The 26,512-nt window shown below is 62.7% G+C and carries 29 protein-coding genes; 13 read left to right on the forward strand and 16 right to left on the reverse strand.

Features of this window, described 5'->3' with window-relative positions; all coding sequences use genetic code 11:
* Positions 1-120: 120 nt before the first annotated feature.
* From aztA to JG746_RS23200, 4 genes are all read left to right on the forward strand, one after another.
* Positions 121-933, forward strand: coding sequence for a zinc ABC transporter ATP-binding protein AztA (gene aztA / locus JG746_RS23185; protein WP_202354837.1), 813 nt, complete (start codon positions 121-123; stop codon positions 931-933).
* Positions 933-1,808 carry a zinc ABC transporter permease AztB gene (gene aztB / locus JG746_RS23190; RefSeq protein WP_202354838.1) on the forward strand — a complete coding sequence of 292 codons (876 nt, stop codon included), beginning with the start codon at positions 933-935 and terminating at the stop codon, positions 1,806-1,808. Before aztA ends, aztB begins: the two co-directional genes overlap by 1 nt.
* A 29-nt stretch (positions 1,809-1,837) precedes the next feature.
* Complete coding sequence (aztC, locus tag JG746_RS23195) at positions 1,838-2,779, forward strand: zinc ABC transporter substrate-binding protein AztC (RefSeq protein WP_202354839.1); 942 nt, start codon at positions 1,838-1,840, stop codon at positions 2,777-2,779.
* Between the two features lie 150 nt (positions 2,780-2,929).
* Positions 2,930-3,268, forward strand: a complete 339-nt coding sequence (locus JG746_RS23200) for a TIGR01244 family sulfur transferase (protein WP_202354840.1) — start codon at positions 2,930-2,932, stop codon at positions 3,266-3,268.
* On the opposite strand, the gene JG746_RS23205 is transcribed toward JG746_RS23200, so the two are convergent.
* Positions 3,265-3,732, reverse strand: coding sequence for an Lrp/AsnC family transcriptional regulator (locus tag JG746_RS23205; RefSeq protein ID WP_032933331.1), 468 nt, complete (start codon positions 3,730-3,732; stop codon positions 3,265-3,267). The genes JG746_RS23200 and JG746_RS23205 overlap by 4 nt on opposite strands.
* Before the next feature lie 137 nt (positions 3,733-3,869).
* Between JG746_RS23205 and hppD the strand changes: the two genes are divergently transcribed.
* From hppD to JG746_RS23220, 3 genes are all read left to right on the forward strand, one after another.
* Positions 3,870-4,985 (forward strand): 4-hydroxyphenylpyruvate dioxygenase, encoded by a 1,116-nt coding sequence (gene hppD / locus JG746_RS23210; protein WP_202354841.1) that lies wholly within the window; start codon positions 3,870-3,872, stop codon positions 4,983-4,985.
* 70 nt (positions 4,986-5,055) lie between these two features.
* Positions 5,056-5,280, forward strand: coding sequence for a type II toxin-antitoxin system Phd/YefM family antitoxin (locus tag JG746_RS23215; RefSeq protein WP_202354842.1), 225 nt, complete (start codon positions 5,056-5,058; stop codon positions 5,278-5,280).
* A complete protein-coding gene (locus tag JG746_RS23220; RefSeq protein WP_202354843.1) occupies positions 5,277-5,654 on the forward strand; it encodes a type II toxin-antitoxin system VapC family toxin in 378 nt (125 codons plus the stop codon). Before JG746_RS23215 ends, JG746_RS23220 begins: the two co-directional genes overlap by 4 nt.
* Before the next feature lie 17 nt (positions 5,655-5,671).
* Here JG746_RS23220 and JG746_RS23225 read toward each other — a convergent pair whose 3' ends face one another.
* From JG746_RS23225 to hmgA, 5 genes are read right to left on the reverse strand one after another with little or no spacing between them, the layout of a single operon-like run.
* A complete protein-coding gene (locus tag JG746_RS23225; protein ID WP_202354844.1) occupies positions 5,672-6,208 on the reverse strand; it encodes a DinB family protein in 537 nt (178 codons plus the stop codon).
* Positions 6,205-6,501 (reverse strand): hypothetical protein, encoded by a 297-nt coding sequence (locus tag JG746_RS23230; RefSeq protein WP_202354845.1) that lies wholly within the window; start codon positions 6,499-6,501, stop codon positions 6,205-6,207. Before JG746_RS23230 ends, JG746_RS23225 begins: the two co-directional genes overlap by 4 nt.
* Positions 6,502-6,509: 8 nt before the next feature.
* Positions 6,510-7,523, reverse strand: coding sequence for a fumarylacetoacetate hydrolase family protein (locus JG746_RS23235; protein ID WP_202354846.1), 1,014 nt, complete (start codon positions 7,521-7,523; stop codon positions 6,510-6,512).
* The gene (locus JG746_RS23240) at positions 7,520-8,422 is read right to left on the reverse strand and encodes an MBL fold metallo-hydrolase (RefSeq protein ID WP_202354847.1); all 903 of its coding nucleotides are present in this window, start codon (positions 8,420-8,422) and stop codon (positions 7,520-7,522) included. The genes JG746_RS23235 and JG746_RS23240 overlap by 4 nt, the downstream gene beginning before the upstream one ends.
* Positions 8,419-9,732 (reverse strand): homogentisate 1,2-dioxygenase, encoded by a 1,314-nt coding sequence (hmgA, locus tag JG746_RS23245; protein WP_202354848.1) that lies wholly within the window; start codon positions 9,730-9,732, stop codon positions 8,419-8,421. Before hmgA ends, JG746_RS23240 begins: the two co-directional genes overlap by 4 nt.
* 113 nt (positions 9,733-9,845) lie before the next feature.
* Here hmgA and JG746_RS23250 point away from each other — a divergent pair, with 113 nt between their 5' ends.
* Positions 9,846-10,289 (forward strand): MarR family winged helix-turn-helix transcriptional regulator, encoded by a 444-nt coding sequence (locus JG746_RS23250; RefSeq protein WP_202354849.1) that lies wholly within the window; start codon positions 9,846-9,848, stop codon positions 10,287-10,289.
* A gap of 42 nt (positions 10,290-10,331) precedes the next feature.
* Here JG746_RS23250 and tdh read toward each other — a convergent pair whose 3' ends face one another.
* From tdh to JG746_RS23265, 3 genes are all read right to left on the reverse strand, one after another.
* Entirely contained in the window at positions 10,332-11,366 is a 1,035-nt protein-coding gene (gene tdh / locus JG746_RS23255; RefSeq protein WP_202354850.1) for an L-threonine 3-dehydrogenase, read from the reverse strand.
* 52 nt (positions 11,367-11,418) lie between these two features.
* Complete coding sequence (locus tag JG746_RS23260) at positions 11,419-12,606, reverse strand: glycine C-acetyltransferase (protein ID WP_202354851.1); 1,188 nt, start codon at positions 12,604-12,606, stop codon at positions 11,419-11,421.
* A 95-nt stretch (positions 12,607-12,701) separates the two neighbouring features.
* On the reverse strand, positions 12,702-12,878 hold the full coding sequence (locus JG746_RS23265; protein WP_202354852.1) for a hypothetical protein: 177 nt from the start codon (positions 12,876-12,878) through the stop codon (positions 12,702-12,704).
* Positions 12,879-12,913: 35 nt separating this feature from the next.
* Between JG746_RS23265 and JG746_RS23270 the strand changes: the two genes are divergently transcribed.
* Positions 12,914-14,983 carry a putative bifunctional diguanylate cyclase/phosphodiesterase gene (locus JG746_RS23270; RefSeq protein ID WP_202354853.1) on the forward strand — a complete coding sequence of 690 codons (2,070 nt, stop codon included), beginning with the start codon at positions 12,914-12,916 and terminating at the stop codon, positions 14,981-14,983.
* 67 nt (positions 14,984-15,050) lie between these two features.
* Positions 15,051-15,791, forward strand: coding sequence for a polysaccharide deacetylase family protein (locus JG746_RS23275; RefSeq protein WP_202354854.1), 741 nt, complete (start codon positions 15,051-15,053; stop codon positions 15,789-15,791).
* A gap of 18 nt (positions 15,792-15,809) precedes the next feature.
* Here the strand turns inward: JG746_RS23275 and JG746_RS23280 are convergent, their stop codons facing one another.
* On the reverse strand, positions 15,810-16,238 hold the full coding sequence (locus JG746_RS23280) for a MarR family winged helix-turn-helix transcriptional regulator (protein ID WP_202354855.1): 429 nt from the start codon (positions 16,236-16,238) through the stop codon (positions 15,810-15,812).
* Positions 16,239-16,355: 117 nt separating this feature from the next.
* Here JG746_RS23280 and JG746_RS23285 point away from each other — a divergent pair, with 117 nt between their 5' ends.
* On the forward strand, positions 16,356-16,763 hold the full coding sequence (locus tag JG746_RS23285) for a hypothetical protein (protein WP_202354856.1): 408 nt from the start codon (positions 16,356-16,358) through the stop codon (positions 16,761-16,763).
* A gap of 159 nt (positions 16,764-16,922) precedes the next feature.
* Here the strand turns inward: JG746_RS23285 and JG746_RS23290 are convergent, their stop codons facing one another.
* Positions 16,923-18,968, reverse strand: a complete 2,046-nt coding sequence (locus JG746_RS23290; protein ID WP_202354857.1) for an oxidoreductase — start codon at positions 18,966-18,968, stop codon at positions 16,923-16,925.
* 137 nt (positions 18,969-19,105) lie between these two features.
* Here JG746_RS23290 and queF point away from each other — a divergent pair, with 137 nt between their 5' ends.
* A complete protein-coding gene (queF, locus tag JG746_RS23295) occupies positions 19,106-19,567 on the forward strand; it encodes a preQ(1) synthase (protein ID WP_202354858.1) in 462 nt (153 codons plus the stop codon).
* An 8-nt stretch (positions 19,568-19,575) separates the two neighbouring features.
* Here the strand turns inward: queF and JG746_RS23300 are convergent, their stop codons facing one another.
* From JG746_RS23300 to JG746_RS23320, 5 genes are all read right to left on the reverse strand, one after another.
* On the reverse strand, positions 19,576-20,199 hold the full coding sequence (locus tag JG746_RS23300; RefSeq protein WP_202354859.1) for a hypothetical protein: 624 nt from the start codon (positions 20,197-20,199) through the stop codon (positions 19,576-19,578).
* 184 nt (positions 20,200-20,383) lie between these two features.
* The gene (locus JG746_RS23305; protein ID WP_244730403.1) at positions 20,384-21,349 is read right to left on the reverse strand and encodes a right-handed parallel beta-helix repeat-containing protein; all 966 of its coding nucleotides are present in this window, start codon (positions 21,347-21,349) and stop codon (positions 20,384-20,386) included.
* 297 nt (positions 21,350-21,646) lie between these two features.
* On the reverse strand, positions 21,647-22,126 hold the full coding sequence (locus tag JG746_RS23310) for a DUF3828 domain-containing protein (protein ID WP_202354861.1): 480 nt from the start codon (positions 22,124-22,126) through the stop codon (positions 21,647-21,649).
* Positions 22,127-22,222: 96 nt separating this feature from the next.
* Entirely contained in the window at positions 22,223-23,872 is a 1,650-nt protein-coding gene (locus tag JG746_RS23315; RefSeq protein ID WP_202354862.1) for an ABC transporter substrate-binding protein, read from the reverse strand.
* Between the two features lie 44 nt (positions 23,873-23,916).
* The gene (locus JG746_RS23320) at positions 23,917-25,467 is read right to left on the reverse strand and encodes a trimethylamine methyltransferase family protein (protein WP_202354863.1); all 1,551 of its coding nucleotides are present in this window, start codon (positions 25,465-25,467) and stop codon (positions 23,917-23,919) included.
* A gap of 89 nt (positions 25,468-25,556) precedes the next feature.
* Between JG746_RS23320 and JG746_RS23325 the strand changes: the two genes are divergently transcribed.
* Positions 25,557-26,459 (forward strand): LysR substrate-binding domain-containing protein, encoded by a 903-nt coding sequence (locus JG746_RS23325; protein ID WP_202354864.1) that lies wholly within the window; start codon positions 25,557-25,559, stop codon positions 26,457-26,459.
* The last annotated feature ends 53 nt before the right edge of the window (positions 26,460-26,512 follow it).

Below are 26,512 nucleotides of genomic sequence, written 5' to 3' on the forward strand. Positions count from 1 at the left end.
TCACGGCAAGTTGAGCCGCCGGTCGCAATTCCGCCCGATTGCCTTGTTGACTAATGTAATAACATCACATATCCAATCGACCCCTGCCCGCGGCCGGATTTCGCTGCTCCACGGAACGACATGACCCAGACCTGCCTGACATTCCGTGACCTGACGCTGGGCTACAACAGCCACCCGGCGATCCACCATCTCGACGGCACGATCCGCAAGGGCTCGCTGACCGCCGTTGTCGGCGCCAACGGCTCCGGCAAGTCGACGCTGATGAAGGGCATTGTCGGGGTGCTGAAGCCGATGGCCGGCGAGGTTGTCCGTGCACCAGGCGTGCGCGCCGCCTACCTGCCGCAGCAATCGGAGCTCGATCGCTCCTTTCCCGCCCGCGTCGTCGACCTGGTCTCGCTCGGTCTTTGGCCGAAGCGCGGCATGCTCGGCCGCTACACATCGGAAGATCGCGCGGCGGTCAGCCAGGCGCTGATGGCGGTCGGCCTCGGCGGCTTCGAGAAGCGGCCGATCGATACGCTGTCGGGCGGCCAGTTGCAGCGCACGCTGTTTGCCCGCGTGCTCTTGCAGGACGCCGACCTGATCCTGCTCGACGAACCGTTCAATGCCGTCGACGCCAAGACGGTCGGCGACCTGATCGCCTTGATCAAACGCTGGCATGGCGAGGAACGCACCATCATGGTCGTCGTCCATGATCTCGATCTGGTGCGGCAGAATTTCCCCGAAACCCTGCTGCTTGCCCGCCAGCCCATCGCCTGGGGCGAAACGCGCGAGACGCTGAAGCCGGAAAACCTGTTACGTGCCCGCCGCTTCCACGAAGCCTGGGAAGAAAACGCGCCGTGGTGCGAACCGGACGGGCACGCCCGTGACCATGGTCACGATCATCATGGCCACGATCACGACCATCACCACGGCGCCGGACCGAGGGCTGCCTGATGGACGCGCTCTACGGTCTGTTCATCGCGCCCTTCGCCGATTTCGGCTTCATGCAGCGGGCACTGTTCGGCTCGCTGATGCTGTCGCTCGGCGCCTGCCCGATCGGCGTCTTCCTGATGTTGCGGCGCATGAGCCTGTCGGGCGACGCCATGGCCCATGCCATCCTGCCGGGTGCGGCCGCCGGCTTCCTGTTCTATGGGCTGGAAATCCTGCCGATGACCATTGGCGGGCTGATCGCCGGCGTCATCGTCGCGCTCGGTGCCGGCGCCGTCTCGCGCTTCACCATCCAGCGCGAGGACGCCTCGATGGCGGCCTTTTATCTCATTTCGCTGGCCATCGGCGTGCTGATGGTGTCGATCCGCGGCTCCAGCGTCGATCTCATGCATGTGCTGTTCGGCACGGTGCTGGCGCTCAACAACGAGGCGCTGACGCTGATCGGCGGCATCGTCGCGGTGACGCTGGTCAGCCTTGCAATCTTCTGGCGGGCGCTGGTCGCCGAATGCCTCGATCCGCTGTTCCTGCGCTCGGTCAGCCGGATGGGCAGCCCGGTGCATTTCATCTTCCTTGGCCTGGTCGTGCTCAACCTCGTCGGCGGTTTCCAGGCGCTCGGCACACTTCTATCCGTCGGACTGATGATGCTGCCGGCGGCCGCTGCCCGCTTCTGGACGGCGCGCGTCGAGCCGATGTGCGTGCTGGCCGTGCTGATCGGCTTTGCCTCCTGCATCGCCGGGCTGCTTCTGTCCTATCATGCCTCGCTGCCGTCCGGCCCGGCCATCATCCTGTCGGCCGGCGTCGTGTATTTCGCCTCGATCCTGTTCGGCACGCGCGGCATTCTGCGCGCCCGCATCATCCATCACCGTCACAGAACGGCCTGATCCCCCGCCCCTCGAAAGGAGACCCGCCTATGCTGAGTTCCATCCGTGCCGCCCTGGCGATGAGCGTTATAACATTAACTTCCTTTGGCGCATCCTCGGCATTCGCGGCGCCGCTGAAAGTCGTCGCCAGCTTCACGGTCATTGCCGACTTCGCCAGAAATGTCGGCGGCGATCGTGTCGACATCACCACCATCGTCGGCCCGGATGGCGACGCACATGTCTATGAGCCGAGCCCGGCCGACGCGGTGGCCATGGCCAAGGCCGATATCGTGCTGGTCAACGGGCTGCACTTCGAAGGCTTTTTGCAGCGGCTGGTCGACGCCAGCGCTACCAAGGCCTCGGTCGTCACCTTGACCAAGGGCGTGACGCCGATCGACTTCAAGCCTGAATTCGCCGACGCCGACGCGGCCGAAGGCGCCGGCACCGGCGGCGGCAAGACGGTCACCGATCCGCATGCCTTCCAGTCGATCGCCAACGCCAAGATCTATGTGAAGAACATCGCCGAGGCTTTCTGCGCGGCCGACGGCGATGGCTGCGTCAGCTATCAGACCAATGCCGCCGCCTACACCAAGAAGCTCGATGCGCTGGAAGGCGAAGTGAAGGCGGCGATCCAGTCGATCCCCGAGGCCAAGCGCGTCGTCATCACCTCGCATGACGCCTTCGGCTATTTCGAACACGAATACGGCCTGACCTTCCTTGCCCCGCAAGGCATCTCGACCGATTCCGAACCGTCGGCCGCCGATGTCGCCAAGCTGGTCGAGCAGGTCAAGCAGGACAAGGCGGCGGCGATCTTCGTCGAAAACATCACCAACCCGCGCCTGATCGAGCAGATCGCCAGCGAAACCGGCATCAAGGTGGGCGGCACGCTCTACTCGGATGCGCTGTCGCAGCCCGATGGCCCGGGATCTACCTATATCGACATGATGCACAACAACATCCGCCAGATCAAAGGCGCGATCCTCGGTAGCTGAATTCAACCAGCCATCCGGCCGGGCCATATCGGCCCGGTTGGAATTTCCGGCGCGCAATGCCTATTTGGCAGAGAATTCCCTGGAGGCGGATTGCCGGCCGGGTCGGGGAGTGGCAAGACTCCCCGCAAATCAGATTGCGAGGATGCTGCGATGGAATACCGCGAAATCAGTGACGACTATTCGGTCTCTGGCCAGATCCAGCCCGAAGACGTCGCCGCCATCAAGGAAGCCGGTTTCAAGAGCGTCATCTGCAACCGGCCTGACGATGAACAGCCCGGCCAGCCTTCAGCCGAAAGCATCGGATCGGCGGTCGAGGCCGCCGGCCTCGCCTTCCGCTACATCCCCGTCATCAGCGGACAGATCACCGCCGAGAATGTCGAGGACCAGGCCGAGGCGCTGGATGAATTGGAAGGCCCGGTCTTCGCCTATTGCCGGTCTGGGGCGCGGTGCACCAATCTGTATGGGCTGATCCAGCAGTCGAAGGGTTAGATCGGCAGCGCACCGGTCTCCTTCAGAGTCTCCAGCACAATCGCCGTCTTCACATGCTGCACCGACTCGTGCGGCAAGAGCACACCATTGACGAATTCCGACAGCGACTTCAGGTCGGGCGTCACCACCTTCAATATGTAATCCATCTCGCCGGTCAGCGCGTGCGCCTCCTGCACCTCGGGCAGCCGCGCCACCAGTTCGCCGAAGCGCCTGGCGTTGTCGCGGTTGTGGGTGGCCAAGGTCACCGAGATGACGTTGACCAGCGAGAAGCCGAGCTTGTCGCGGTCGAGCACCGCCCGGTAGCCCTTGATATAGCCGTCCTCCTCGAGCCGCTGGCGGCGGCGCGAGCATTGCGATGCCGACAGGTTCACCCGCTCCGAAAGATCGTTGTTGGTCAACCGCGCATCACCCTGCAGGAGCGCCATTATCTTGCGGTCAAACTGATCAATGCGCGTCTCATCCATGGCTTTGTCTCTCATCATGCACGTTTCACGCATGACATCATCATTTCAAGCGTTTGAATGCAAGCACCATGCGTCGGCTCCGCGCTATGATGGCGTCAGATGGCCTTTTCGGGCCAAGACAGCTTTGGAGGAATGCCATGGGTCCCTTCCCGCACGACGCCCCGCCCGCCAGGATCAGCAAGGACAATCCGGCCGGCACCGATGGTTTCGAGTTCGTCGAATTCGCGCATCCGGAGCCGCAGAAGCTCGCCGAACTGTTCACCCGCATGGGCTATGTGGCGGTGGCCAAGCATCGCACGAAAGACATCACCGTCTGGCGCCAGGGCGACATCAACTATGTCGTCAATGCCGAGCCTGGCTCGCATGCGATGAAGTTCGCCGACAAGCATGGCCCGTGCGCCGCCTCGATGGCCTGGCGCGTGGTCGATGCCAAGCACGCGTTCGACCATGCCGTGTCGAAGGGCGCCACGCCCTACGAAGGCGACGACAAGGCGCTCGACGTGCCGGCCATTGTCGGCATTGGCGGCTCGCTGCTTTATTTCATCGACGCTTATGGCAAGAAGGGCTCGGCCTATGATGCCGAGTTCGAATGGCTCGGCGCGCGCGACCCGCGGCCGCAAGGCGTCGGCTTCTATTTCCTCGACCACCTCACCCACAATGTCTATCGCGGCCAGATGGACAAATGGTGGGATTTCTACCGCAATCTGTTCGGCTTCAAGCAGATCCATTTCTTCGACATTGACGGCAAGATCACCGGCCTGGTCAGCCGTGCCATCACCTCGCCCTGCGGCAAGATCCGCATTCCGCTCAACGAATCCAAGGACGAGACCAGCCAGATCGCCGAATATCTGAAGAAGTACAATGGCGAGGGCATTCAGCACATCGCTGTCGGCACCGACGAGATCTACGCCGCCACCGACAAGCTCGCCGCCAACGGGCTGAAATTCATGCCCGGCCCGCCGGAGACCTATTACGACATGTCGTATGACCGCGTGAACGGCCATGACGAGCCTATCGACCGGATGAAGAAACACGGCATCCTGATCGACGGCGAAGGCGTGGTCGATGGCGGCATGACCAAGATCCTGCTTCAGATCTTTTCCAAAACCGTGATCGGCCCGATCTTCTTCGAGTTCATCCAGCGCAAGGGCGACGAAGGCTTTGGCGAAGGCAATTTCCGCGCGCTGTTTGAATCGATCGAGCAGGACCAGATCAAGCGCGGCGTGATCAAGGTGGACGGCAAGGCAGCGTAGGCTGCTCCGAACCGAACTTCTTGCGGCGCGATCAATTATGACCTAAATTATGGTCATAAAGGATCGCGCTATGAATGTTTCCATCGCCGAGGCCAAGGCTAAATTGTCTGAACTCGTCAGCCGCGCTGAAGCCGGCGAGGAGATCATACTTACACGCCACGGCAAAGTGGCCGCGCGCATTGTACCGCCGGCGGCCGCCGAACCGCTGCCGCGTATCGGCGCCTTGAAGGGCAAGATCTGGATTGCGGACGATTTTGATGAACTCGGTCCTGAGTGGGACGAGTACGTGAAATGACGGTCGGCGCGTTTCTCGCCGACACCCATATCATCCTCTGGTCGATTTCGGACGACCGACGTCTCAGCGAGCAACACCGCGCTATCCTGGCTTCTGACGCGGTGGTGTTCGCGAGCGCGGCAAGTGTTTGGGAAATTGCCATCAAACGTTCGATCGGGAAACTCAACGCGCCGGACGATCTGCCAACGCTGCTTCCAAGGATGCAATTTCAGCCGCTCGCCGTAACGCTCCAGCATGCGAACGCCGTCGGCGGCCTACCCCACCACCATGGTGATCCGTTCGACAGACTGCTGATTGCGCAGGCGCAGGTGGAGAACCTGACCATCCTGACATCCGACCCGCATTTCGTCCGCTACAATGTCGCTCTGGCCTGATACACGAAAAATCCGGATCACAACCCCAGCCGCTCGACCTCCGCCTTCCTCAGCTTGATGTCATAGTCGAGCAAAAACTCATCCAGCTGCGGCGGCGCCACCAAGGTGCCGGACAGCATGGCGTGCACCTGGCCGCGATGGTGAATGTCGTGTAGGAAGACGTGGGCGAGAATGTCGCCGATCTTTTCGGGGATCATGCCGTCCTCGCGCCGGTCGGTGATGACACGGCGATCGAGATCGGCCTCAGACAGGCCATTGCAGAAGGCGATGAGCCGCCGGTCGGCCGCGACCTGGGCGGCAAACAGCGCCCGGGGTTCGTCGAAGGGCACGAACTCATCATGGGCCGCGGCACCGACGCCGCCCTCTTCGAGAAAATCGAGATAGAGGTGATCGACCGCAAGGATGTGGTTGAGCGTTGCCTTGATCGACGGGAAGAAGCTGGTGCGTTCGGCTTCGAATTCGCCAAGCTTCAGCTGCAGCACGGCACGATAGAGCCGGTCGTTCGACCACAGATTGTTGCCGCCCATGCGGCGCAGATGGTCAAGCAAGGTCATGAGATCACTGACCGCACCAGATGCAAGCCTGCCGCCATGACAGCGAATCCGGCCAGAACGATCAGCAACAACCCATTCATGCGGCGACGCATGGCTTGCGTTTCTTCGTCCCGTGCGACTTTCATGTTGGTGATGGTGTGAAACATCATCGCCTTGCGCGGGAAGCCGCTGCGGTTGGTCAGGTCCGGCGAGCGCGCCTCGATGCGATAGCTCAGCCGGATCGCCAGGATGAAGACGACCAGAATCCCAAGCGCCCAAACGCCGGCCAGCAGATAGAAAGCCTCCCCCGTCATCCCGCCCCCTATCCCGCGTATTTCTCGACCTTCTGCTCGATGGCGCCGAAGATCGAATGGCCTGTCTTGTCCTTCATCTCGATGCGCACCGTGTCGCCGAAGCGCAGGAACGGCGTCTTAGGCTCGCCGGCCTCGATGGTCTCGATCATGCGCAGTTCGGCGATGCAGGAATAGCCGGCGCCGCCAGCCGAAACCGGCTTGCCCGGCCCGCCATCGAGCTTGTTGGAGACCGTGCCCGAGCCGATGATGGTGCCTGCCATCAGCGGTCTTGTCCGGGCGGCATGCGCGATCAGCGCCGGAAAATCGAAGGTCATGTCGACGCCGGCATTGGCGCGGCCGAAGGGCTTGCCGTTGAGATCGGCAAGCAGCGGCAGGCTGACCTTGCCGCCGTCCCAGGCGTCGCCCAGTTCGTCCGGCGTGACCGCGACGGGTGAAAAGGCCGAGGACGGTTTCGATTGGAAGAAGCCGAAACCCTTGGCCAGTTCCGGCCCGGTGAGCGCGCGCAGCGTCACGTCGTTGACCAGCATTACCAGCCGGATCGCGGCGCGCGCCTCATCGAGGCTGGCGACCATCGGCACGTCGTCGACGATGACGGCGACTTCCGCTTCCATGTCGATGCCGAAGGCTTCATCGGCCATGCGGATCGGATCGCGCGGCGCAATGAAGGAATCCGAGCCACCCTGGTAGATCAGCGGATCGGTCCAGAAGCTCGCCGGCATCTCGACGCCGCGTGCCTTCCGCACCAGTTCGACGTGGTTCACATAGGCCGACCCGTCAGCCCATTGATAGGCGCGCGGCAGCGGCGAATGCGCGTCGTGCTCGTGAAAGCGCGCGGACGGCACGGCATTGTTTTCCAGCGATTCCGCGATCGTGCCGAGATGCGGCGAGACCCTGCGCCAGTCGTCGAGTGCCGCCTGCAGCGTGCGCGCCAGGAACGAGGCATCGGTGTACTGCGTCAGGTCGCGCGAGACGACGACGAGTTTCCCGTCGCGCGTCCCGTCCTTCAATGTGGCAAGCTTCATGCGGTTTCCTCTCCTTGTGCGGCCTTGGCGCCGCTTAGCTCCACAACAAGGCCGTCGCGGGCGATCGTCAAGTCGCCGGCCCATGTTTTCCTGACGGCAGCGCTCCAGTCGGCCTCGCCGATCTCGGGATCGTCGGCGGGAATGAGGTGGTTGAGCACCAGCCGCTTCACGCCGGCATCGCTGGCGATCCGGCCGGCTTCTTCGGCAAAGCTGTGGCTGGCGAGCAGATGCTCCTTGAGCCGAGCGCCATTGCCGGTTCTGGCAACCAGCCGTTCGATGCCATCCTCCAGCATGGCTTCGTGGACGAGAATGTCGGCACCCTTGGCGAAATCGGCGAGCAGCGGAAAGAAAGCCGTGTCGGCTGAAAAGACCACGCTTCTGCCGCCATGGTCGAAGCGCAGGGCAAAGCAGTCGGTCACCGGCGGATGATCGACGCGCAATGCTGTCCCCTTCAGGCCACCTTGCTCGAGCACCTGGCCCTCACCGAATTCACTGACCGAAACCAATTCGCGAATGTCAGGCCGGCCCTCGTCGACAATGCGGATTTCGATGTCGAACTCCATCGCCTGGCAGAAGCGCCTCCAGTAGTGGCCGGTGCCGGACGGGCCGAACACGGTGACTGGTGTCGCCAGCCCCGCCGTCCAGGCGGTGTGGAGCAGCGGCCCGAGTTCCAGCACATGGTCCGAATGCAGATGCGTGATGAAGATCACGTCGAGCGCCTTCAGGCTGATGCCGGCGTCGACCAGGCCGCGCGTCACGCCAAGCCCGCAATCGACGACGATGGTTCGCCCACCGATCTCGAGCAGCGAGGAACTTGGCCACGGTCCGCCCGGCCGCAGCGCAGGACCACCCTTGGAGCCCAACAGCACCAGCCGATCCGGCGTAGGCCCGCCGCTCAAGACCAGTCGCCCTCGGGCGTGCCATTAAAGCGCTTCTTCAGGTCGGCCCAGCAGTCGATGTAATTGTCCTGCCTTGTTTCCAGTTCGGCGCCGTAGCGGGTCAGCATCTGCGGAAAGCGGGTCTCGAACATGAAGGCCATGGTGTTGTCGAGCTTGACCGGTTTCAGCTCCGCGCGCGAGGCCTTTTCGAAGCCATGGGCGTCCGGGCCATGGGCCAGCATCAGATTGTGCAGGCTGATGCCGCCGGGCACGAACCCTTCTTCCTTGGCATCGTACTGGCCATGGATCAGCCCCATGAACTCGCTCATGATGTTGCGGTGGTACCAGGGCGGCCGGAACGTATCTTGCGCCACCAGCCAGCGCGGCGGGAAGATGACGAAATCGATATTGGCGGTGCCTTCCTCGCCGCTCGGGGCCGTCAGCACGGTGAAGATCGACGGATCGGGGTGATCGAACAGGATGGCGCCGACAGGCGAAAAGGTCGCCAGATCATATTTGTAGGGCGCGTAATTGCCGTGCCAGGCGACAACGTCGAGCGGCGAATGGCCGATCTCGGTGATGTGGAAATTGCCGCACCATTTCACGATCAGCCGGCACGGCGTCTCCTTCTCCTCGAACCAGGCGCAAGGCGTCTTGAAGTCGCGCGGATTGGCCAGGCAATTGGCGCCGATGGGACCCCGGTCGGGCAAGGTCAGCTTGGCGCCGTAGTTCTCGCAGACATAGCCGCGCACTTCGGCATCGACGAGTTCGACCTTGAAGACGAGGCCGCGCGGCAACACGGCGATCTCGCCAGGCCGAAGCTCGATGACGCCCATTTCGGTGACCAAGCGCAAGGCACCGACCTGCGGGACAACCAGCAACTCGCCATCGGCGTCGAAGAAATGATCGTCGATCATCGACGTGTTGGCGACATAGACATGGGCTGCCATGCCGCTTTGCCCTAGCACGTCGCCGGCCGTGGTGATGGTGCGCATGCCCTGAACAAAGTCGGTCGGCTCTTTCGGCATCGGCACTGGGTTCCAGCGATACTGGCCCAGCGCCAGTTCATGGTCGCCAACATTGGGTGCGGTCTTCCACAGCGGATAGCTCGCCGCTTTGAAGCGGCCGGTGTGCTTGACGCTCGGCCGGATGCGATAGAGCCAGGAGCGCTCATTGGTGCCGCGCGGCGCGGTGAAGGGCGACCCCGAAAGCTGCTCGGCATAGAGGCCATAGGCCGGCCGCTGCGGCGAATTCCGCCCCTGCGGCAGCGAGCCGAGCAAGGTTTCGGTTTCGAAATCGTTGCCGAAGCCCGGCATGTAGGAAAAGGCCATCCGATCCTCCCTGATCCCCGACCCGCGAAGCGCGGTTTGCCGGCGATGTTGACCAAACTGGTTTCATTTGTAACCATTGAAAATGTAACTATCAACGGTCATGGCGCGCCATCATGGACCCCGACATTCTGGAACTGGAAAGCTTCCTGCCCTACCGGCTCTACCGGCTTGCCGATGCCGTCAGCCGCGAGTTCTCGAAGATTTACCGCGACCGCCACGGCTTGACCCGCCCGGAATGGCGCACGCTTTCAGGCCTCGGTCAGCGCGGCACAATGACAGCGACCGAGCTCGGAGAGCAGTCGGCCATGCACAAGACCAAAGTGTCGCGCGCTGTGGCCGAGCTGGAGCGGCGGCGCTTGCTGACGCGCACGCCTGACGAGAACGATCGCCGTGTGGAGCACCTTGTGCTGACCAAAGCGGGGTTTGCCGCGTATCGTGAGATGGTGCCGCTGGCGAAGGCGTTCGAAAGGGAGTTGCTGGGGAGGCTGAGCCACCAGGAGCGGGCTGCGATTGTCAGCGGAGTAGCCGCGCTGGAGGGGGCCTTGGACGGAAAGTAGAGCTGAGGCTGGCGCGAGGCGGCAGCCTCTCCTATCGGCAAACTACCAATCCATCACCACCTTGCCCGAACTGCCGCTCCGCATCGCATCAAACCCCGTCTGGAAATCATCAATACCGATGCGATGGGTGATCAACCCACTCACATCCAGCGGGCCCTGCACCAGCGCGATCATCTTGTACCAGGTCTCGAACATTTCGCGGCCGTAGATGCCCTTGAGATGCAGCATCTTGAAGATGACCTTGTTCCAGTCGATCTCGAATCCGGTCGGGGCGATACCCAGAATGGCGATCTTGCCACCATTGTTCATGGTGTCGATCATGTCGCGGAAGGCGGGGGCGGCGCCTGACATTTCCAGGCCGACGTCAAAACCCTCGGTCATGCCGAGCGCCGGCATGACGTCGCGCAGCTTTTCCTTGGAGGCATCGACGACATGCTGGACACCGAGTTTCCTCGCCAGCGCCAGCCGCACCGGGTTGATGTCGGTGATGACCACTTTTCGCGCGCCCACGCACTGGGCAACGAGCGCGCCCATGATGCCGATCGGCCCGGCGCCGGTGACCAGCACGTCCTCACCGACCAGGTCGAAGGACAATGCGGTATGCACCGCGTTGCCCAGGGGATCGAAGATCGCGGCGATCTCGTCCGGCACGTCGTCGGGGATCGGCACGACATTGTGCTGCGGGATCGCCAGATACTCGCCGAAGGCGCCCGGCCGGTTGACGCCTACACCGAGCGTGTTGCGGCAAAGATGCCCCCTGCCGGCGCGACAATTGCGGCAGTGGCCGCAGACGATGTGGCCCTCGCCCGAGACGCGCTGGCCGACCTTGTATTCGGTGACCGCGGCGCCGAAATCGGCGACGGTGCCGACAAATTCATGGCCGGTGACCATCGGCACCGGCACGGTCTTCTGCGCCCACTGGTCCCAATTGTAGATGTGCACGTCGGTGCCGCAGATCGCTGTCTTCTTCACTTTGATCAGCACGTCGTTTGGGCCGATCTCCGGCACCGGCACCTCCTCCATCCAGATGCCCGGTTCGGCCTTGGCCTTCACCAGCGCCTTCATCATGTTCGACATTCTTTTGTCCCTTGAATCTCTTGATCCGGAATCGCTTTTCGGTGCCAGCTTCTCAGGAAATGACACCCAGCTCCCTGCCGACCGCAGCGAAAGCCTCGACCGCCCTGTCAATATCGGCGCTGGAATGCGCCGCCGACATCTGCGTGCGGATGCGCGCCTGACCCTTCGGCACCACCGGGAAGGAAAAGCCGATGACATAGATGCCGCGCTTCAGCATGCGCGCCGCCATCTCCTGCGCCAGCGTCGCGTCGCCCAGCATCACCGGAATGATCGGATGGTCGGCGCCGGCCAGCGTGAAGCCGAGCTTACCCATCTGCGACCTGAACCGCGCCGCATTGGCATAGAGACGCTCGCGCAGGGCGTCGCCATTGCGGATCAGTTCGAACACCTTGATCGAGGCGCCGGCGATCGCCGGCATCAGCGTGTTGGAGAAGAGATAGGGCCGCGAGCGCTGGCGCAGCCAGTCGACCACCTGGCTCTTGCCTGAGGTGTAGCCGCCGGAGGCGCCACCGAGTGCCTTGCCCAGCGTGCCGGTGATGATGTCGACCCTGCCCTCGACGCCGCAATGCTCGGCCGAGCCGCGGCCTTGTCTGCCGACGAAGCCGACCGCATGGCTGTCGTCGACCATGACCATGGCATCGTATTTGTCGGCAAGATCGCAGACGCCCTTCAGATTGGCGATGATGCCGTCCATCGAAAACACGCCGTCGGTGGCGATCAGCCGGAAGCGGCAATCCCTTGCCTCCTTGAGCCGCGCCTCGAGATCTGCCATGTCGTTGTTGGCGTAGCGGAAGCGCTTGGCCTTCGACAGCCTGACACCATCGATGATCGAGGCGTGGTTCAGCGCATCCGAGATGATCGCGTCTTCCTCGCCAAGCAGCGTCTCGAACAGGCCACCATTGGCGTCGAAGCAGGAGCCATAGAGGATGGTGTCTTCCAGGCCAAGGAAGGACGATATCGTCGCTTCGAGCTGTTTGTGTTCTTCCTGCGTGCCGCAGATGAAGCGCACCGACGCCATGCCGTAGCCGTAGCGATCCAGAGCCTCGGTGGCCGCCTTTCGCAGGTCGGCGCTGTCGGCGAGGCCGAGATAATTGTTGGCGCAGAAGTTCAGCACCTTCTCGCCGCCGACCACGATCTCAGCCGACTGCATCGAGGAGATCACCCGCTCGGATTTGTACAGGCCGGCCGCTTTGAGCCCGGCAAGCTCGCTGTCGATATGGGAGAGAAATGCTGCGGTCATGATCAGGCCTCGTTTGACGTGGGCAGACTGTCGTCCCGCCCGCGCAAAAAATCCATCGCAAAAGCGACCGGATGGGGTGGCCTGGCAGCATCAGATTAGACGCACGGCGTCGCCCAATCGACCATTCGAGAACGCTCGGGAGAACGAATAGTCAAATGCAGGGCGGCGGCGAAAGGAGCCGATAACCATTTCGTGATCTTTCCGCGCCCGCCCCTTGCCGGCCGGCTGTCGATTTCCAGTCCTGTTAACGTTTGCGGGTCAATGATGCTCATACAGGAATCCGTTGGCGAGAGGGCCGCCCCCGAACATGTCGCAGCAGCCGGTGCAAACCGTTTCAGGCAAGCTCATATTGCTGATCAAGGCCGGCTACTGGCTGGCGCTGCTGATCATTGCAACCATGGTGGCGGCGTCCTTCGTCCTGCTGCAGCAGACGATGGCCACGCAGCAGCACAACAACACCTTGCTCGACATTGTCGGCACGCAGAAGACCTTGTCGCAGCGCATCGTCTTCCTGGCCAGTGCAACGGGAGCGGCCTCGCGTGACAAGCAACCAGCGCTGGTCAGCGCGCTGAAGCAGGCCACAGCTGAGTTCGAGACCAACTACGATCTGCTGCTCAAGCAGACCGGCGCGGATCCGCAATCTCCGGCCAAGCTCGATCCGAAGTCGATCGAGAGCGTGCTTTTCGCCAAACCCTTCCATCTCGACTACTTCTCGGTCGGGCTGATCGCCAATGGCGACCGTCTGATCTCGGCCCTTGAATCGCAACTCAATCTCGGCAATGACGGCTACAAGGGCGGCGCCGAACGCGTCAATCTAGATGCCTCGGTCGCCAACGCCACCTTGTCGGGCTATGCCGCGCTCGGACAGCGCATCAGTGCCGATGCCGACGAGCGCTCCGAAAAGCTGCTCACACTCCACCGCACGCTGTTCTACGCCACCCTCGGCGTCATCCTGCTGGTGGCGCTGTTCATCTTCAGGCCGATGTCCAACGCGATCCTGCGCAAGACGCGTGAACTGGTCGATGCGCGCAATTCGATGGCCTTCATCGCGGTTCATGACGGCCTGACCGGGCTGCACAACCGCACCTTCCTGACCGATCATTTCGACACGCTGATCAAGGGCGCGCATCGCCGGCGCGAACGGCTGGCTGTCGTCCAGCTCGACCTCGACCGCTTCAAGCAGATCAACGACACACTCGGCCACGCCGCCGGCGACTACGTCCTGGTCGTCACCGCCCAGCGCATGCGCGACTCCTGCCGGGCGTCGGATCTGTGCGCGCGGCTCGGCGGCGACGAGTTCGTGATGATCCTCAACGGAGCGGGCAGCACCGAAGACATCAACATGCTTGCGCGACGTATTTTGGCGCACATCAACGAGCCGATCGTCTTCCAGGGCACCACCATTCTTCCGGGCGCCAGCGGCGGCATAGCCGTCTATCCGATCGACGCCGACAATGCGCAGGACCTGCTCGTCCATGCTGATCTGGCGCTCTATTCCGCCAAGAAAATGGGCGGCGGCAACTTCTCGTTCTTCTCGGAGGAATTGCGCCGCGAGCTCGACTACCGCAAGCAGCTCGAACACGACATCAAGGTCGCCATCTCCGAGCGGGCATTCCAGGTTTATTTCCAGCCGCAGGTCTCCTTGACCGACGGCACGATCAGCGGCATCGAAGCCCTGGTGCGATGGAACCATCACGAGCGCGGCATGATCTCGCCGGGCGAATTCATTCCGGTCGCCGAGAAATGCGGATTCATGCCGGAGATCGGCCGTATCGTGATCAGCAAGGCGATCAACGAAGCCGCCGAATGGAACCGCGCCGGGATTGCCTTCGGGCGGCTTGCAGTCAATGTCTCGGGCACCGAATTGCGCGAGCATGATTTCGATGCGTTCCTGTTCGAGACGCTGGAAAAGGCCGGGCTGCCGCCGCAGAAACTGTCGCTGGAAATCGTCGAATCCGTCATTCTCGACGATGAGAAGACCGGCATCGCCGCGAAGCTGCGCCACATCCGGGCCGCCGGCGTGCATCTGGAACTCGATGATTTCGGCACCGGCTATGCATCGCTCAGCCACGTCAATCCCAATGAGATCGACCGGCTCAAGATCGACCGCCGCTTCGTCCAAAACATCCATGAGAATGGCGACAACTCGAAGATCGTACGCGCCATCACCGAGCTGGCCCGCGGCCTCGGCATCTCCATCGTCGCCGAGGGTGCTGAAACCGAGGCCGAACTCGACTCGCTGATGGCGATCGGCTGCGACCAGGTGCAGGGCTATTCCATCGCCTTCCCGATGCCGCAGGACAAGGCGCTGGAATGGCTGACCGCCCGCATGCCGAAGAAGGCCAAACTGCGGGTCCTGCAGGGCAGCCTGGCGTAGCGGACCGGCTTGACAACCAGCCGCCGAAATGGCGGCCTGTCGCGACAACAACCGGATCGTTCAGCTGATGACATTCTTTCGGTTTGTCCTGGCGGCCATGCTGATGTCCGCGTGGCCGGCCCACGCGGCGGATCGCACCATCTATCTCACCTTCGACGATGGCCCGCTGAACGGCACCAGCAACATCCTCGACGTGCTGGAGGCGGAGCAGGTTCCGGCGACGCTGTTCATGGTCGGCATGCATGCCGAGGCCAGTGCGTCCAACAAGGCGCTGGTGCGGCGCGCCAAGGCCATGCCGCTGGTGACGATCGGCAACCACAGCTTCAGCCACGCCTATAATCACTACCGGCACTTTTACGGTGACACGGAAGGTGTGGTTGCCGACATGCTCAAGGCGAATGCCGTGCTGGGCCTGAAGCCCGCGGTGCATGCGCGGCTGCCGGGGCGCGATGTGTTCCGGCTGCCTTCAATGTCGAAGGACGACAATTCGCTCGGACCCGCGCAAGCCGGACGCGAGGACCCCGATTACGAATTCGTCGCCGCTTCCGGCTTCTATCTCTATGGCTGGGATCACGAATGGGTGCACAAGGACAACGGCGAGCCGGTACAAAGCGTCGATCATCTGGTCAGCGAGATCGATCATTTGTTCGGCTATGGCCACTTCGCCAAACCGGGCAGGCTGATCCTCCTGATGCATGACGAGATGTTTCAGGACGGGTTCGACGGCAAGACGAGACTCACCGACCTGATCGCGGCCCTGAAGCTGCGCCATTACGCCTTTGGAACGATCCCGAACTACGATAACTGAGCCAAAAGTCCCGTCTTCCTAGCTTTCGACATTGTCCCGCAACGCCGCCAGCACCTGCGCAAACTCCGCCAGGCGCTCGTCGGGCAGCCCCGTGCGAAGCCGCTTGTCGAAGGCAAGCGCGGCTTGCCGTAATTTTTCGAACAGCGCTTCTCCCGCTTCCGTCAATTCGACCAGATGAACCCTTCGGTTGACGGGATCGCGGCGGCGCGTCAGCAGGCCCTGCGCTTCCATCGCATTGAGGTGATGGGTCAGCGTCGCGCCCTGGATACCGATCATGCCGGCGAGTTCGCGCTGATTGGCGAGTTCGCTCGACTTGACCGACAGCAGCGTGAGCCAGACCGGCAAGGTCCCGCCCGCTTCGACCAAAGCAGCGTCGAAGGCCTGCGCAACGAGCTTGGCGGTGCGGCCGAGATTCATGCCGACCGGCGGGCGTTCAAAAGGCGTCATTGCTGGACACTAGACGGTGTTCTTCCCAGATGGAACTGGCTCTCGCTTTATACATTGACATCTAACAGTTAGATATCTAACTATTGGCACACCAGCAGGCGAGAGAGGAGAGCCGTGATGCAATACGTCTACATCGTCGTTATCGGGCTTCACGTCATGGCAGGCGTGTTCTGGGCCGGCACCACCGTCACGCTTGCCCGCGATCCCGAGATCAAGGCGGAACGCTTCATCCAGCCGCAGATGGGCGCGGCCGGCATGGTTTTCCTGACCGGCGCGCTGCTGTGGTATTTCTTCCATGGCGCCTATTTCGGCTCGATGGAAATGGTGCTTGCACTCGGCATATTGGCGGCTTTCGCTGCCGCCGGCGTGCTCGGCGCCATGGTCAGGGCGCCGAGCCGGCGGCTCGCCGGCGCCAATGCGGAAATCGAAACGCAACTGCGCGCCAGAATGGCCATGGGCGAACGCATCGCCGCGCGGCTGCTGGCGCTCACGGTGCTGTGCATGGCGATCGCCAGGATGGTCTGAGCACCGTCCGCACCGCAAAGCCCAGAGATCGCATGTTGCCCGGCGACGAGCCAGTGACGTGCGGGCGCGCGGCCAGGCCGGCATGCATGGGCTCTCGTATGCAGGTCCGACCGCGCGCCACCAACGCCGACAATTGCGCCGGCCTGAGCGGGCCGTGCATCAGATCCGCAAGCCGAACCTGATCCCGTCATAGATGGCGGCGTGAATGTTGCGCGAGGCGACCGCATCGCCGATACGCAACAGCACGAAGCCCGCTGCGGGGTTGCGTGCCGGGAAAATGTCGCCACCGCCGACCAGGCGTTCGTAGTCGATCGCGCCGTGGTTCTTCGAAAGCGGCTTCAGGCTGAGATAGAGATCATCGAGCGGCGCCGTGCCATGCTCGACCACCACCTGGTCGACCCGGCGTTCCCCACGCCAGCCGTCGGCAAAGTCCGAGGCGAGTTCGGCGACCAGTTGATTGCCTTCGCGCCGCACCGAGCGCAGGCGCGTGTTGATGGTGATGGTGACGCCCTTTTCCTGGAAGGCGCGCATATAGGGCACGTGGTTCATGCCGCCCATTTCGGGTGCGAAGAACCGTTCCGGCGAAACCAGTTCCAGCCTCGCACCGCTGTTGGCGATCAGTTCGGCCGCCCCCATGCCTTGATGGCCGCCATTGTCGTCAAAGAGCAGCACGTTCTCGGCAGGCTTGACGCTGCCGGCCATGATGTCCCAGCTCGACGTGACGAGATTGTCGCCGGCCGTCAGCGGCGGATTCTGCGGCAGGCCACCGGTGGCGATGACCACCACATCGGGCGCCAGCGCCAGAACATCGTCCTTTTCCGCCCAGGTGTCGTAGCGGATCTCGACGCCGAGCCGGTCGAGTTCGGCCAGCCGCCAGTCGATGATGCCGATCAGCTCCTTGCGGCGCGGATTCTGCGTTGCCAGACGCACCTGGCCACCCGCTTGCGAGGATGCCTCCAGGACGGTCACCTGATGGCCGCGCTCGGCCGCGACGCGCGCCGCCTCCAGTCCGCCGGCGCCGGCGCCGACGACAACGACCTTCCGCTTCGGCCCTTCGGTCTTGACGATGATGTGCGGAATCTCGGCCTCACGGCCGGTCGCCGCATTGTGGACGCAGAGCGCCTCACCACCTTCATAGATGCGGTCGAGACAATAGGTGGCGCCGACACAGGGACGGATCTCGTGTTCGCGGCCTTCCATCACCTTCCTGATGATGTGCGGATCGGCGATATGCGCGCGCGTCATGCCGACCATGTCGAGCTTGCCGGTGGCGATCGCATGGCGCGCGGTGGCGACATCGGAGATGCGCGCCGCATGAAAGGTCGGGAACTTCGTCGCCGCCCTCACCTCGCCGGCGAAATCGAGATGCGGCGAAGACCGCATGCCGGTCACCGGAATGACCTTGGTCAATGCCGCGTCGCTCTCGATCGAACCGCGGATGATGTTGAGGAAGTCAACCTTGCCGGAGCCAGCCAGCCGCCTGGCGATCTCGACGCCCTCCTCCTTCGACAGGCCTTTCTCGAAGTCCTCGTCGGCGACCATGCGGATGCCGACGACGAACTTTTCGCCGACCGCCGCGCGCACGGCATCGAGCACCATGTTGGTGAAGCGCAGGCGATTGTCGAGCGAGCCGCCATACTCGTCGTCGCGATGATTGGTGGCCGGCGACCAGAAACCATCCATCAAATGGCCGTAAGCCTCGAACTCGATGCCGTCGAGGCCGGCGGCCTGACAGCGCTGGGCCGCCGACGCATAGTCGGCGACGATGCGTTCGATGTCCCAGTCCTCGATGATCTTCGGGAACGCGCGGTGCGCCGGCTCGCGCACCGGCGAGGCCGACAGCACCGGCAGCCAGTCGGCCTTGTTCCAGCCGGTTCGGCGGCCAAGATGGGTGATCTGGATCATCACCTTGCAATCGTGCTCGTGGCAGGCCTCAGCGAGTTCAGCCAGCCACGGCACGATGCGGTCGTCATAGACATGCAGATTGCCGAAGGCCGCGGGACTGTCGCGCGAAACGATGGCTGAGCCGGCGGTCATGGTCAGCGCCATGCCACCCCTGGCCTTCTCGGCATGGTAGAGCCGGTAGCGCTGCTTCGGCATGCCGTCCTCCGAGTAGGCCGGCTCGTGGCTGGTCGACATCACCCGGTTCTTCAGCGTCAGATGTTTGAGCTGGTAGGGCTGGAGAAGCGGGTCGTTGCTGGTCATCGTCTTCCTGCGGTTTCAAATTGCGCTGAGCAGCAGGTGCTGCCCCAGTTCTTATTCAGGCATCGGATTCGGCCGAAAACCGCTGCACACTTGTCGATCCGATGCTAATGAGCGGCAAATTCGAAGGAACCCCGCCCATGATCGACACCAAAACCCTTACCCAGCTCGGCGCGCACGTCGAGACGCCACAGAGCCCCGAAGCAGCGGTCCTGGAAACCGTGCCTTTTGCGCGCGGCGACGGCCCGCCGGCGATCGTTCGCTTCACCTGCCCGGAATTCACCTCGCTGTGCCCAGTGACCGGCCAGCCGGATTTCGCCCATATCGTCATCGACTACGCACCCGATGCGGCTTTGGTGGAATCAAAGTCGCTGAAGCTGTTCATGACCTCGTTTCGCAACCACGGCGCCTTCCATGAGGATTGTACCGTCATGATCGGCCGCCGCATCGTGGCAGCAACCAAGCCGCTGTGGTTGCGCATAGGCGGCTATTGGTATCCGCGCGGCGGCATTCCGATCGACGTGTTCTGGCAGACCGGCGCACCACCTGAAGGCGCCTGGTTGCCCGACACCGGTGTCGCGCCCTATCGCGGGCGCGGCTGAGCCGCCCCTCATTCGCACTGATATTGGCTGAGCGCCCACTCGCCGGTCACCGACAGCAGGTCGGATATCTTCCAGTCGCCGTCGACCTTCTTGAGCTTCCATTCAAGACGGTGCGGGTTCCCGGCGACGACGAAGGCGACGATGACCTTGGCCTGGTCGCCATTGATCGCTTCGAGCGTTTTCAGGCTCTTGCCGATCTCGTCCTTGTCATAGTCGGCATTGTCCAGCGCCATGTTGGGGTCGAGGCACTCGCCCTGTCCGGATTTGCGCAAGGCGTCGCTCTTGTCGAGCACGGTTTTCGCCGGATCGATAAAATGGCTCCGCTGCGCTGGATCGATCTCCAGGCCAAGCTGATCGTAGAACGGCCGCACCACCGCCGTTGGTGATCCTGGCTGGATGGGTGCGGCAGGTTCGCTGGGCGGCCATGCAACCGGCGGCGTTGCCGGCTCCCCCGCACCGCCCGGCGTATTGGCGGGCGGCGCCCCGCTGTCTGCAGGAGCGCTGGCCGAGGGCGCGCCTTCGGCCGGAGCGTTCGCCGGCGGGGCGCCAAACAACCCCTGCGCCGCCGCGCCGCTCATACCCCACGCCAGTATGAAAGAAACCGACAATGCCAGAACACAGGAACGGGCCATAACGTCACCAAGGCTTTGGCCAGTCATGCTTTCGATTGGCATGCATTCGATTGGCCGGACATCCAGCCACGCAACCTTCGGGCCTGGTCCAGAACCATGCAGAGTTTGTTGGCGTAGACAAGGCCACGCCATTCAAATTGCTTGCCTGGCGCGATCGATATCGCGCCAGGCAAGCCACGTCAGGTTATTTCAGTGCAATGACAGGCGGATTTGGCCCATCACTGGCGTTGCCGTTGATCTCGTTGTTGCCGTAAGACTGGATCAGGCCACCATTGTTGATCGCCGTGCCAGTGGTATTGCCGCTGACCGTAGAGTTGCCAACCCGTATCAGGGTGCCCGGTCCATCGGCCCGAAGGCCCCCATTCGCCCCGTTGTTGGCCGCGACGACACGATCAACCATGATGTTGATGGCTGCACCCCCGGCCGTATTGAACAAGCTGACGCCAGAGTTGGTGTTGCCGGACACATTGCTGTTCGAGACGGTTATGTTGATCCCGCCGCTGCTGCCGGTGCCGTCGGCCTTCACCCCAGCAAGATTGTTGTTCTCGACCGAAGAGTTTTCGATAACGACCTTCGCCGATCCGGTGCCGGTCGGCTGGACATGGATGCCGTCATTGTTGCCGGTGATCTGGGAGTTGCTGACATAGAGTTCAGCTGCCACGGACGGCGCGAAGTTGATACCCATGCCATTTGGCGCGGCGCCCGTATTATCGCGAATGACGCAGTCCTCGATAAGCAATGCGGCCCCGACAAGGAACCGAACCCCGTTGAGACCGGGCGTAGCCGGCGTGCTGTCGATGTCGAGACCACGAAGAACGACAACGTCAGTGGCCAACGCATTGACGATGATGCCATTCGTCCCTGCGTTCAACACACCTGCCTCGACATCCTCGCAAGCGATGGTGATCGATTTGGTGATTGTCACCGCACCGAAGCCACCTGGATCGATGCAGTTGATTTCGCCGCCGGCCGCGGTCTTCGAGATTGCGCCGGCAAAAGTCTTGCAAGGCGCTGTGCGGCTGCAGGGATTGGCATCGTCACCAACGCCGGAAACCCATGTTCGGGTTGCCTGCGCGGAAGCCGGCGTGGCGATCACCGCCATCGCCAAGGCGAGAAACAGCGAAGATAATAGGTAGCCTAGAACTTTCATGATCATTCCCCCTAAATGGAACAAGATATTTGTTCACAACCAAGCGGGAGAAGTTTAGCGTTTTGCCTTGTCAAAAGCAACGTGATGGCAAAACCAGATCGCTGGTTTGAATTTCTCGCGCGCCCGGCGATCCGCCAAGCTACGCAGCCGCTGCCGCGCCTTTGTTACATTGCCTTCACACTACATTCGAAGTGCTTGACGTTCCACGAAATTTGGAAAGCGTGCCTCGGGAATGGCGAGCGGCGACCTGAATCCGCCGGATCGACGCCCGCGGCCGGGCCGGCCAAGGCCGTGGCATCATTCCGGATCCTGGCCAGCCATGCATTCGAGCTGACTCAGCGTCCAGTCGCTGGTCTTCGAAGCAATGTCCGATACCTTCCACTTGCCATCGTCCTGCTTCAGCGACCAGTGCATTTCGCGTTGCGAATCGTCGCCGTCCGCAAACAGCTTGAAGCTCGCCACCACCTGCGCCGTGTCGCCGTCCACCGTCTCGGACAGTTTCAGTGTATTGGAGACAGTCTTCTGGTCGAAATCCTGCGCATCGAGACCAGGATCGAAGTCGATACAGGCGACCTGATCGGGATTCTTCTTGGTCGCCTGGTCGTTGAGATCGAACAGTTTCGTCACCGGCACGGTGAAGCGATCCCGGTATTGTGCGTCAGCCTCGAATTTGACCGCCGGAACATAGAAGAACTTCACGGCGTCTGATGCCGGGCCGGCGAAGGCGACTGCGGGCAAGGCTGTCGATAGGGCGGCAAGGAGCACTGACCGTCGCATGCAGAATCTCCGGCGTTTGGTGGCTTGAATCAATCAACACCACGGATCCTGCATACCGGCTTTTTTGCGGCTCATGAAGCCCTGCCCGGTCTCCTTTCAGCCGTCGAGCCAGACGTTCTGGAGATCCATCTCGAAGGTCTGGTGGACGCCGTAGTTCTTCACCTTCTTGTTGGTGTGGCTGTAGAGCTTCTGCCAGAACGGCTGGATGATGACGCCGGAATCCTGCAAGATCTGCTCGACGTCCTTCATCACCTCCTTGCGCTTGGCGACATCGATCAGCGAGAGCGCCTGTTTGAGCTTGGCGTCGAAATCGGGATTGGAGTAGGCCGATTCGTTCCAGGCCTCGCCGGTGCGATAGCCCAGCGCCAGCACCTGGACGCCAAGCGGGCGCATGTACCAGATGGTCATCGAATAGGGATATTTCGTCCAGTCGTTCCAGAAGGTCGAGCCGGGCAGCACGGTCCGCTTCACCTTGATGCCGGCATCGCGCAGCTGGCCGGCGATCGCGTCGCCGGTGTTCTTCTGCCAATCGTCCTCGATGGTGATCAGCTCGTGCTCGAAGTCGGCCTGCCCGGCCTCCGCCATCAGTTTCTTGGCGCCGGCGGCGTCCCGCTCCTTCTTCGGCAAGGGATAATATTCCGGATGGATCGGGCTGACATGGTGGTTCTCACCAGGCGTGCCGCGCCCGGCATAGCCGAGCTGCAAGACGGCATTGTTGTCGACGGCCATCTGCAACGCGTTGCGCACCCGCTTGTCGTCATAGGGCTTGTGCGTGATGTTGGTGCGGGCAACGAGCGTCGTTGCCGTCGCGACCTCGGTTTTTTCGAGGCCCATCTTGTCGAGGATGTCGATGAAGTCGGCGGGCGACTCGAAATTGAGGTCGATCTCGCCGGAATCGAAGGCGTTCACCGTGGCGTTGAAGTCGGTGCCGTAGTCGACGAATTCGACGCCATCGAGCGGCGCCTCGCCGCCCCACCATTTGCCGTTCTCTCGGCGCTTCACCACCGCCTTCTGGCCGACATCGTAAGAGACCAGTTCGAACGGTCCCGTGCCGATCGGCTTCTTGACCGGATCGGCGCCGTCGGCATCGAAATTGCGGTGCACGAGGAGCGCGGGATAGTCGGTGAAGTTCGGGATCAGCGAGATGTCGGGCTCGCTGAGCTTCAGCTTGACCGTGTGATCGTCGACCTTGGTGATCGCGCCGTCCCTCGCCTTGCCGGTTTTTGCGTCGATCAGCGCGCCGACGCGCGCGGCCATCGAATTGCCGGCGACACCTTTCTCGCACCAGCGCGCCACATTGTAGGCGACATCATCGGCATTGAAGGCATCGCCATTGTTCCAGGTGATGCCCTTGCGCACATGCAGGACATATTCGGTGGCGTCGTCGTTGATATCCCAGCTTTCCAGCAGCACCGGCTCAAAGGTGAATTGCCTGGTGTAGCGCACCAGCGGTTCCAGCCAGCTGCGCGAAATGTTGGCCAGTTCCACCCAGTCATAGGTGCGCGGGTCCTTCTGCGCCTTGACCGACATCGAGACGCGCAGCGTGCCGCCCTTCTTCGGCTCCTCGGCCAAGGCTTGTCGCGGCGCGGCAAGACCGATCATGCCGTAGGCCAAAGCCGTCGATGCGCCGAAGGCGCTGGCCAGCGCCAGGAACTCGCGCCGGTCCATGCGGCCGGCTCGCGCCTCTTGCGCCATGGCCTCGATAGCGCTCGGGACGCGATCGCCGTTGCTTCTGAAAAGTGTCATTTTCTTCCTCCCTTATGGTTCCCGTCGGGTCTTCGCCCTTTTCGTCAACTCACTGTGTCGGGCAGCTTCTCCTCGCGCCGCGCGATCAGATCCCTGAGACCCTCGGCAATACCCTCATCAAGCTTCGGCTCCTCGTAATCGGCAAGCATGTTGCGGGCCTTCTCGCGGCCGCGCGTGTCGTGGTCCTTCGCCCCTTCGGCATTCCACTGTTCGTAGGAATTGAAGTCCATGATCGAGGGCATGAAGAAGGCGGACTCGAAATGTTCCAGCGTGTGCTGCGTGCCGAGGAAATGACCCTGCGGTCCGACCTCGCGGATCGCCGCCATGGCTTCCTTGAAATCATCGAAGGACAGCCCGCCGGCATATTTGTACCAGCCGACAAGCTGCTCGCAGTCTGTCGCGAATTTCGAATAGCCGCAGGTCAGGCCGGCCTCCAGCCAGCCGGCGGAATGCCAGATGTAATTGGCGCCGGACAGGATGGCGGCATGCATGAGCATGTTCGCCTCGTAGCCCGCCTGGGCATCGTTCAGCTTGGAGCCGACATGGAAGCCCGAGGTGCGCCACGGCAGCCGGTATTTCCGCGCCAGTGCGCCCATCAGATACATCATCTGGGCGGCCTCCGGCGTGCCGCCCATTGGCGCGCCGGTCTTCATGTCGACGGTGACCATGAACTGGCCGTAGACCTGCGGCGAACCTGGGCGGATAAGCTGGGTCAGCGCCACGCCGGCAAGCGCCTCGGCGTTGACCTGCGCCACAGCGCCGACGGCGGAAGCCGACGTCGAAGCGCCGCACAGCGCGAAAGGCGCCAGGATCAGCGGCTGATTGTGGCTCGCATAGACCCGCATGGCGTCGATCATGGTGGCGTCCCATACCAGCGGCGAATTGCAGTTGGTGATCGCCACCAGCACCGGGTTGTCGCGGACGAACTCTTCGCCGAAGACGATGCCAGCCATCGCCATCGTATCCTCGGCGCGCTCCTTCGACGTCACTATGCCCATGAATGGCTTGTCGGAATGTTTCAGCGCCGAGTGGATGATGTGCAGATGCCGCTTCGGCACGGCGATTTCCATGGGCTCGCAGATGACCGAGCTCGAGGAATGCAGCGCGGGCGCCATGTAGGCCATTTTGTGGAAATTGTTGAGATCGGCGAGCGTGCCGTAGCGCCTGTTGTTGTCGAGGTCGCGGACGTAGGGCGCGCCATACATCGGCACGAAGATCGTGTTGTTGCCGCCGACGCGCACCGTGCGCTCGGGGTTGCGCGCATGGAGCGTGAACTCGGACGGCACCTTCGAGACGAGCTCCATCAGCAGCGCGCGATCGATGCGGACACGCGTCTCCCTGACATCGGCGCCGGCCGCCTTCCAGAGCTCGATCGCGCCGTCGTCGCGGAATTCGCAGCCCACCTCCTCGAGGATCTTGAGCGATTCCTCGTGGATCAGTTCCACCGCCTCGTCAGGGACGATCTCATAGACGGGGATCTTTCGCACCAAGGTCGGAAAGGAAGCGATCGGCGCGCTTCTAAGCGCCTTGCGGCCAAGACGGCCACCGCCGCGGCGGTGGGTTTGTTCGGTCAATTCAACGGCCGGTGCGTTCATGGAGCCTCCTTCTTCCCGCCACTCACGTTAGCGACCCGAAATATGACTGTGACGCTGGAAAATCCTGATCTTCTGTATAAGCTCACCTTATGCGAAGCCTGCGCCACCTCCTGCCCTCCGCCGGCAGCCTGATCGTCTTCGAGGCGGCCGGCCGGCTGTCGAGCTTCACCGCCGCCGGGCGCGAGCTCGGCATGACGCAGGCCGCTGTCTCCTACGCGGTGCGCGGGCTGGAGGAACAGCTCGGAGCCAAGCTGTTCCAGCGCCGCCACCGGCAGGTCAGCCTGACCGAAGCCGGCGAACGCTTCCACGCCGATGTCTCGCTGGGGCTGTCGCATATCCGCAAGTCGGCCGAGGATCTGCGCCTGCAAGCGACCGGCGGCCATGTGACGCTTGCCGCATCGACTGCCTTCGGCTCGTTCTGGATGATGCCGCGCCTGCAGCAGTTCCGTGACGAATTGCCGGGCATCGATCTGCGTATCCAGACCGCCGACCGCGACCTCGACATCATCGCCGAAGGTATTCCGCTGGCCGTGCGCGGCGGCGAGCCCCGGGACTGGCCGGATTATCATTCGCTGCCGCTTGCCGACGAGGAGATCTTCCCCGTCGCAGGCACCAGTTACCTGGCGAAATTCGGCATGCCGAAGACTGTTGGGGATCTGGCCGCGCACCGTCTCATCCATCTCGAAGAGCCATATCGCGAGGCGGCCAGTTGGGACGAATGGTTCCAGTCGGCCGGCGGCAACCTCGGCGACACCGCGCGCGGCCTGCGCATCAACGACTATGGCCTGGTGATCCAGGGCGTGATGGAGGGGCAAGGCATCGCGCTCGGCTGGCGCCACCTCGCCGAGCGGCTGCTGGCGACCGGACTGCTGGTGCAGGTGACGGATCATGTGCTCAAGACCGGCAAGGCCTTCTATATCGTCTGGCCGAAGAACCGGGAGCTGAGCGAGAATGCACGCAAGGTAAGGGATTGGCTGGCGGCGCAGGCATAAAGCCGTTCGGCGGCAGTTCGCCCTCGCCCGCACGACACGAATCCGCCTATACT

Origin of the sequence: Mesorhizobium sp. 113-3-3, from assembly GCF_016756495.1 — a bacterium.
In the GTDB taxonomy this organism is placed as follows: Bacteria; Pseudomonadota; Alphaproteobacteria; order Rhizobiales; family Rhizobiaceae; genus Mesorhizobium.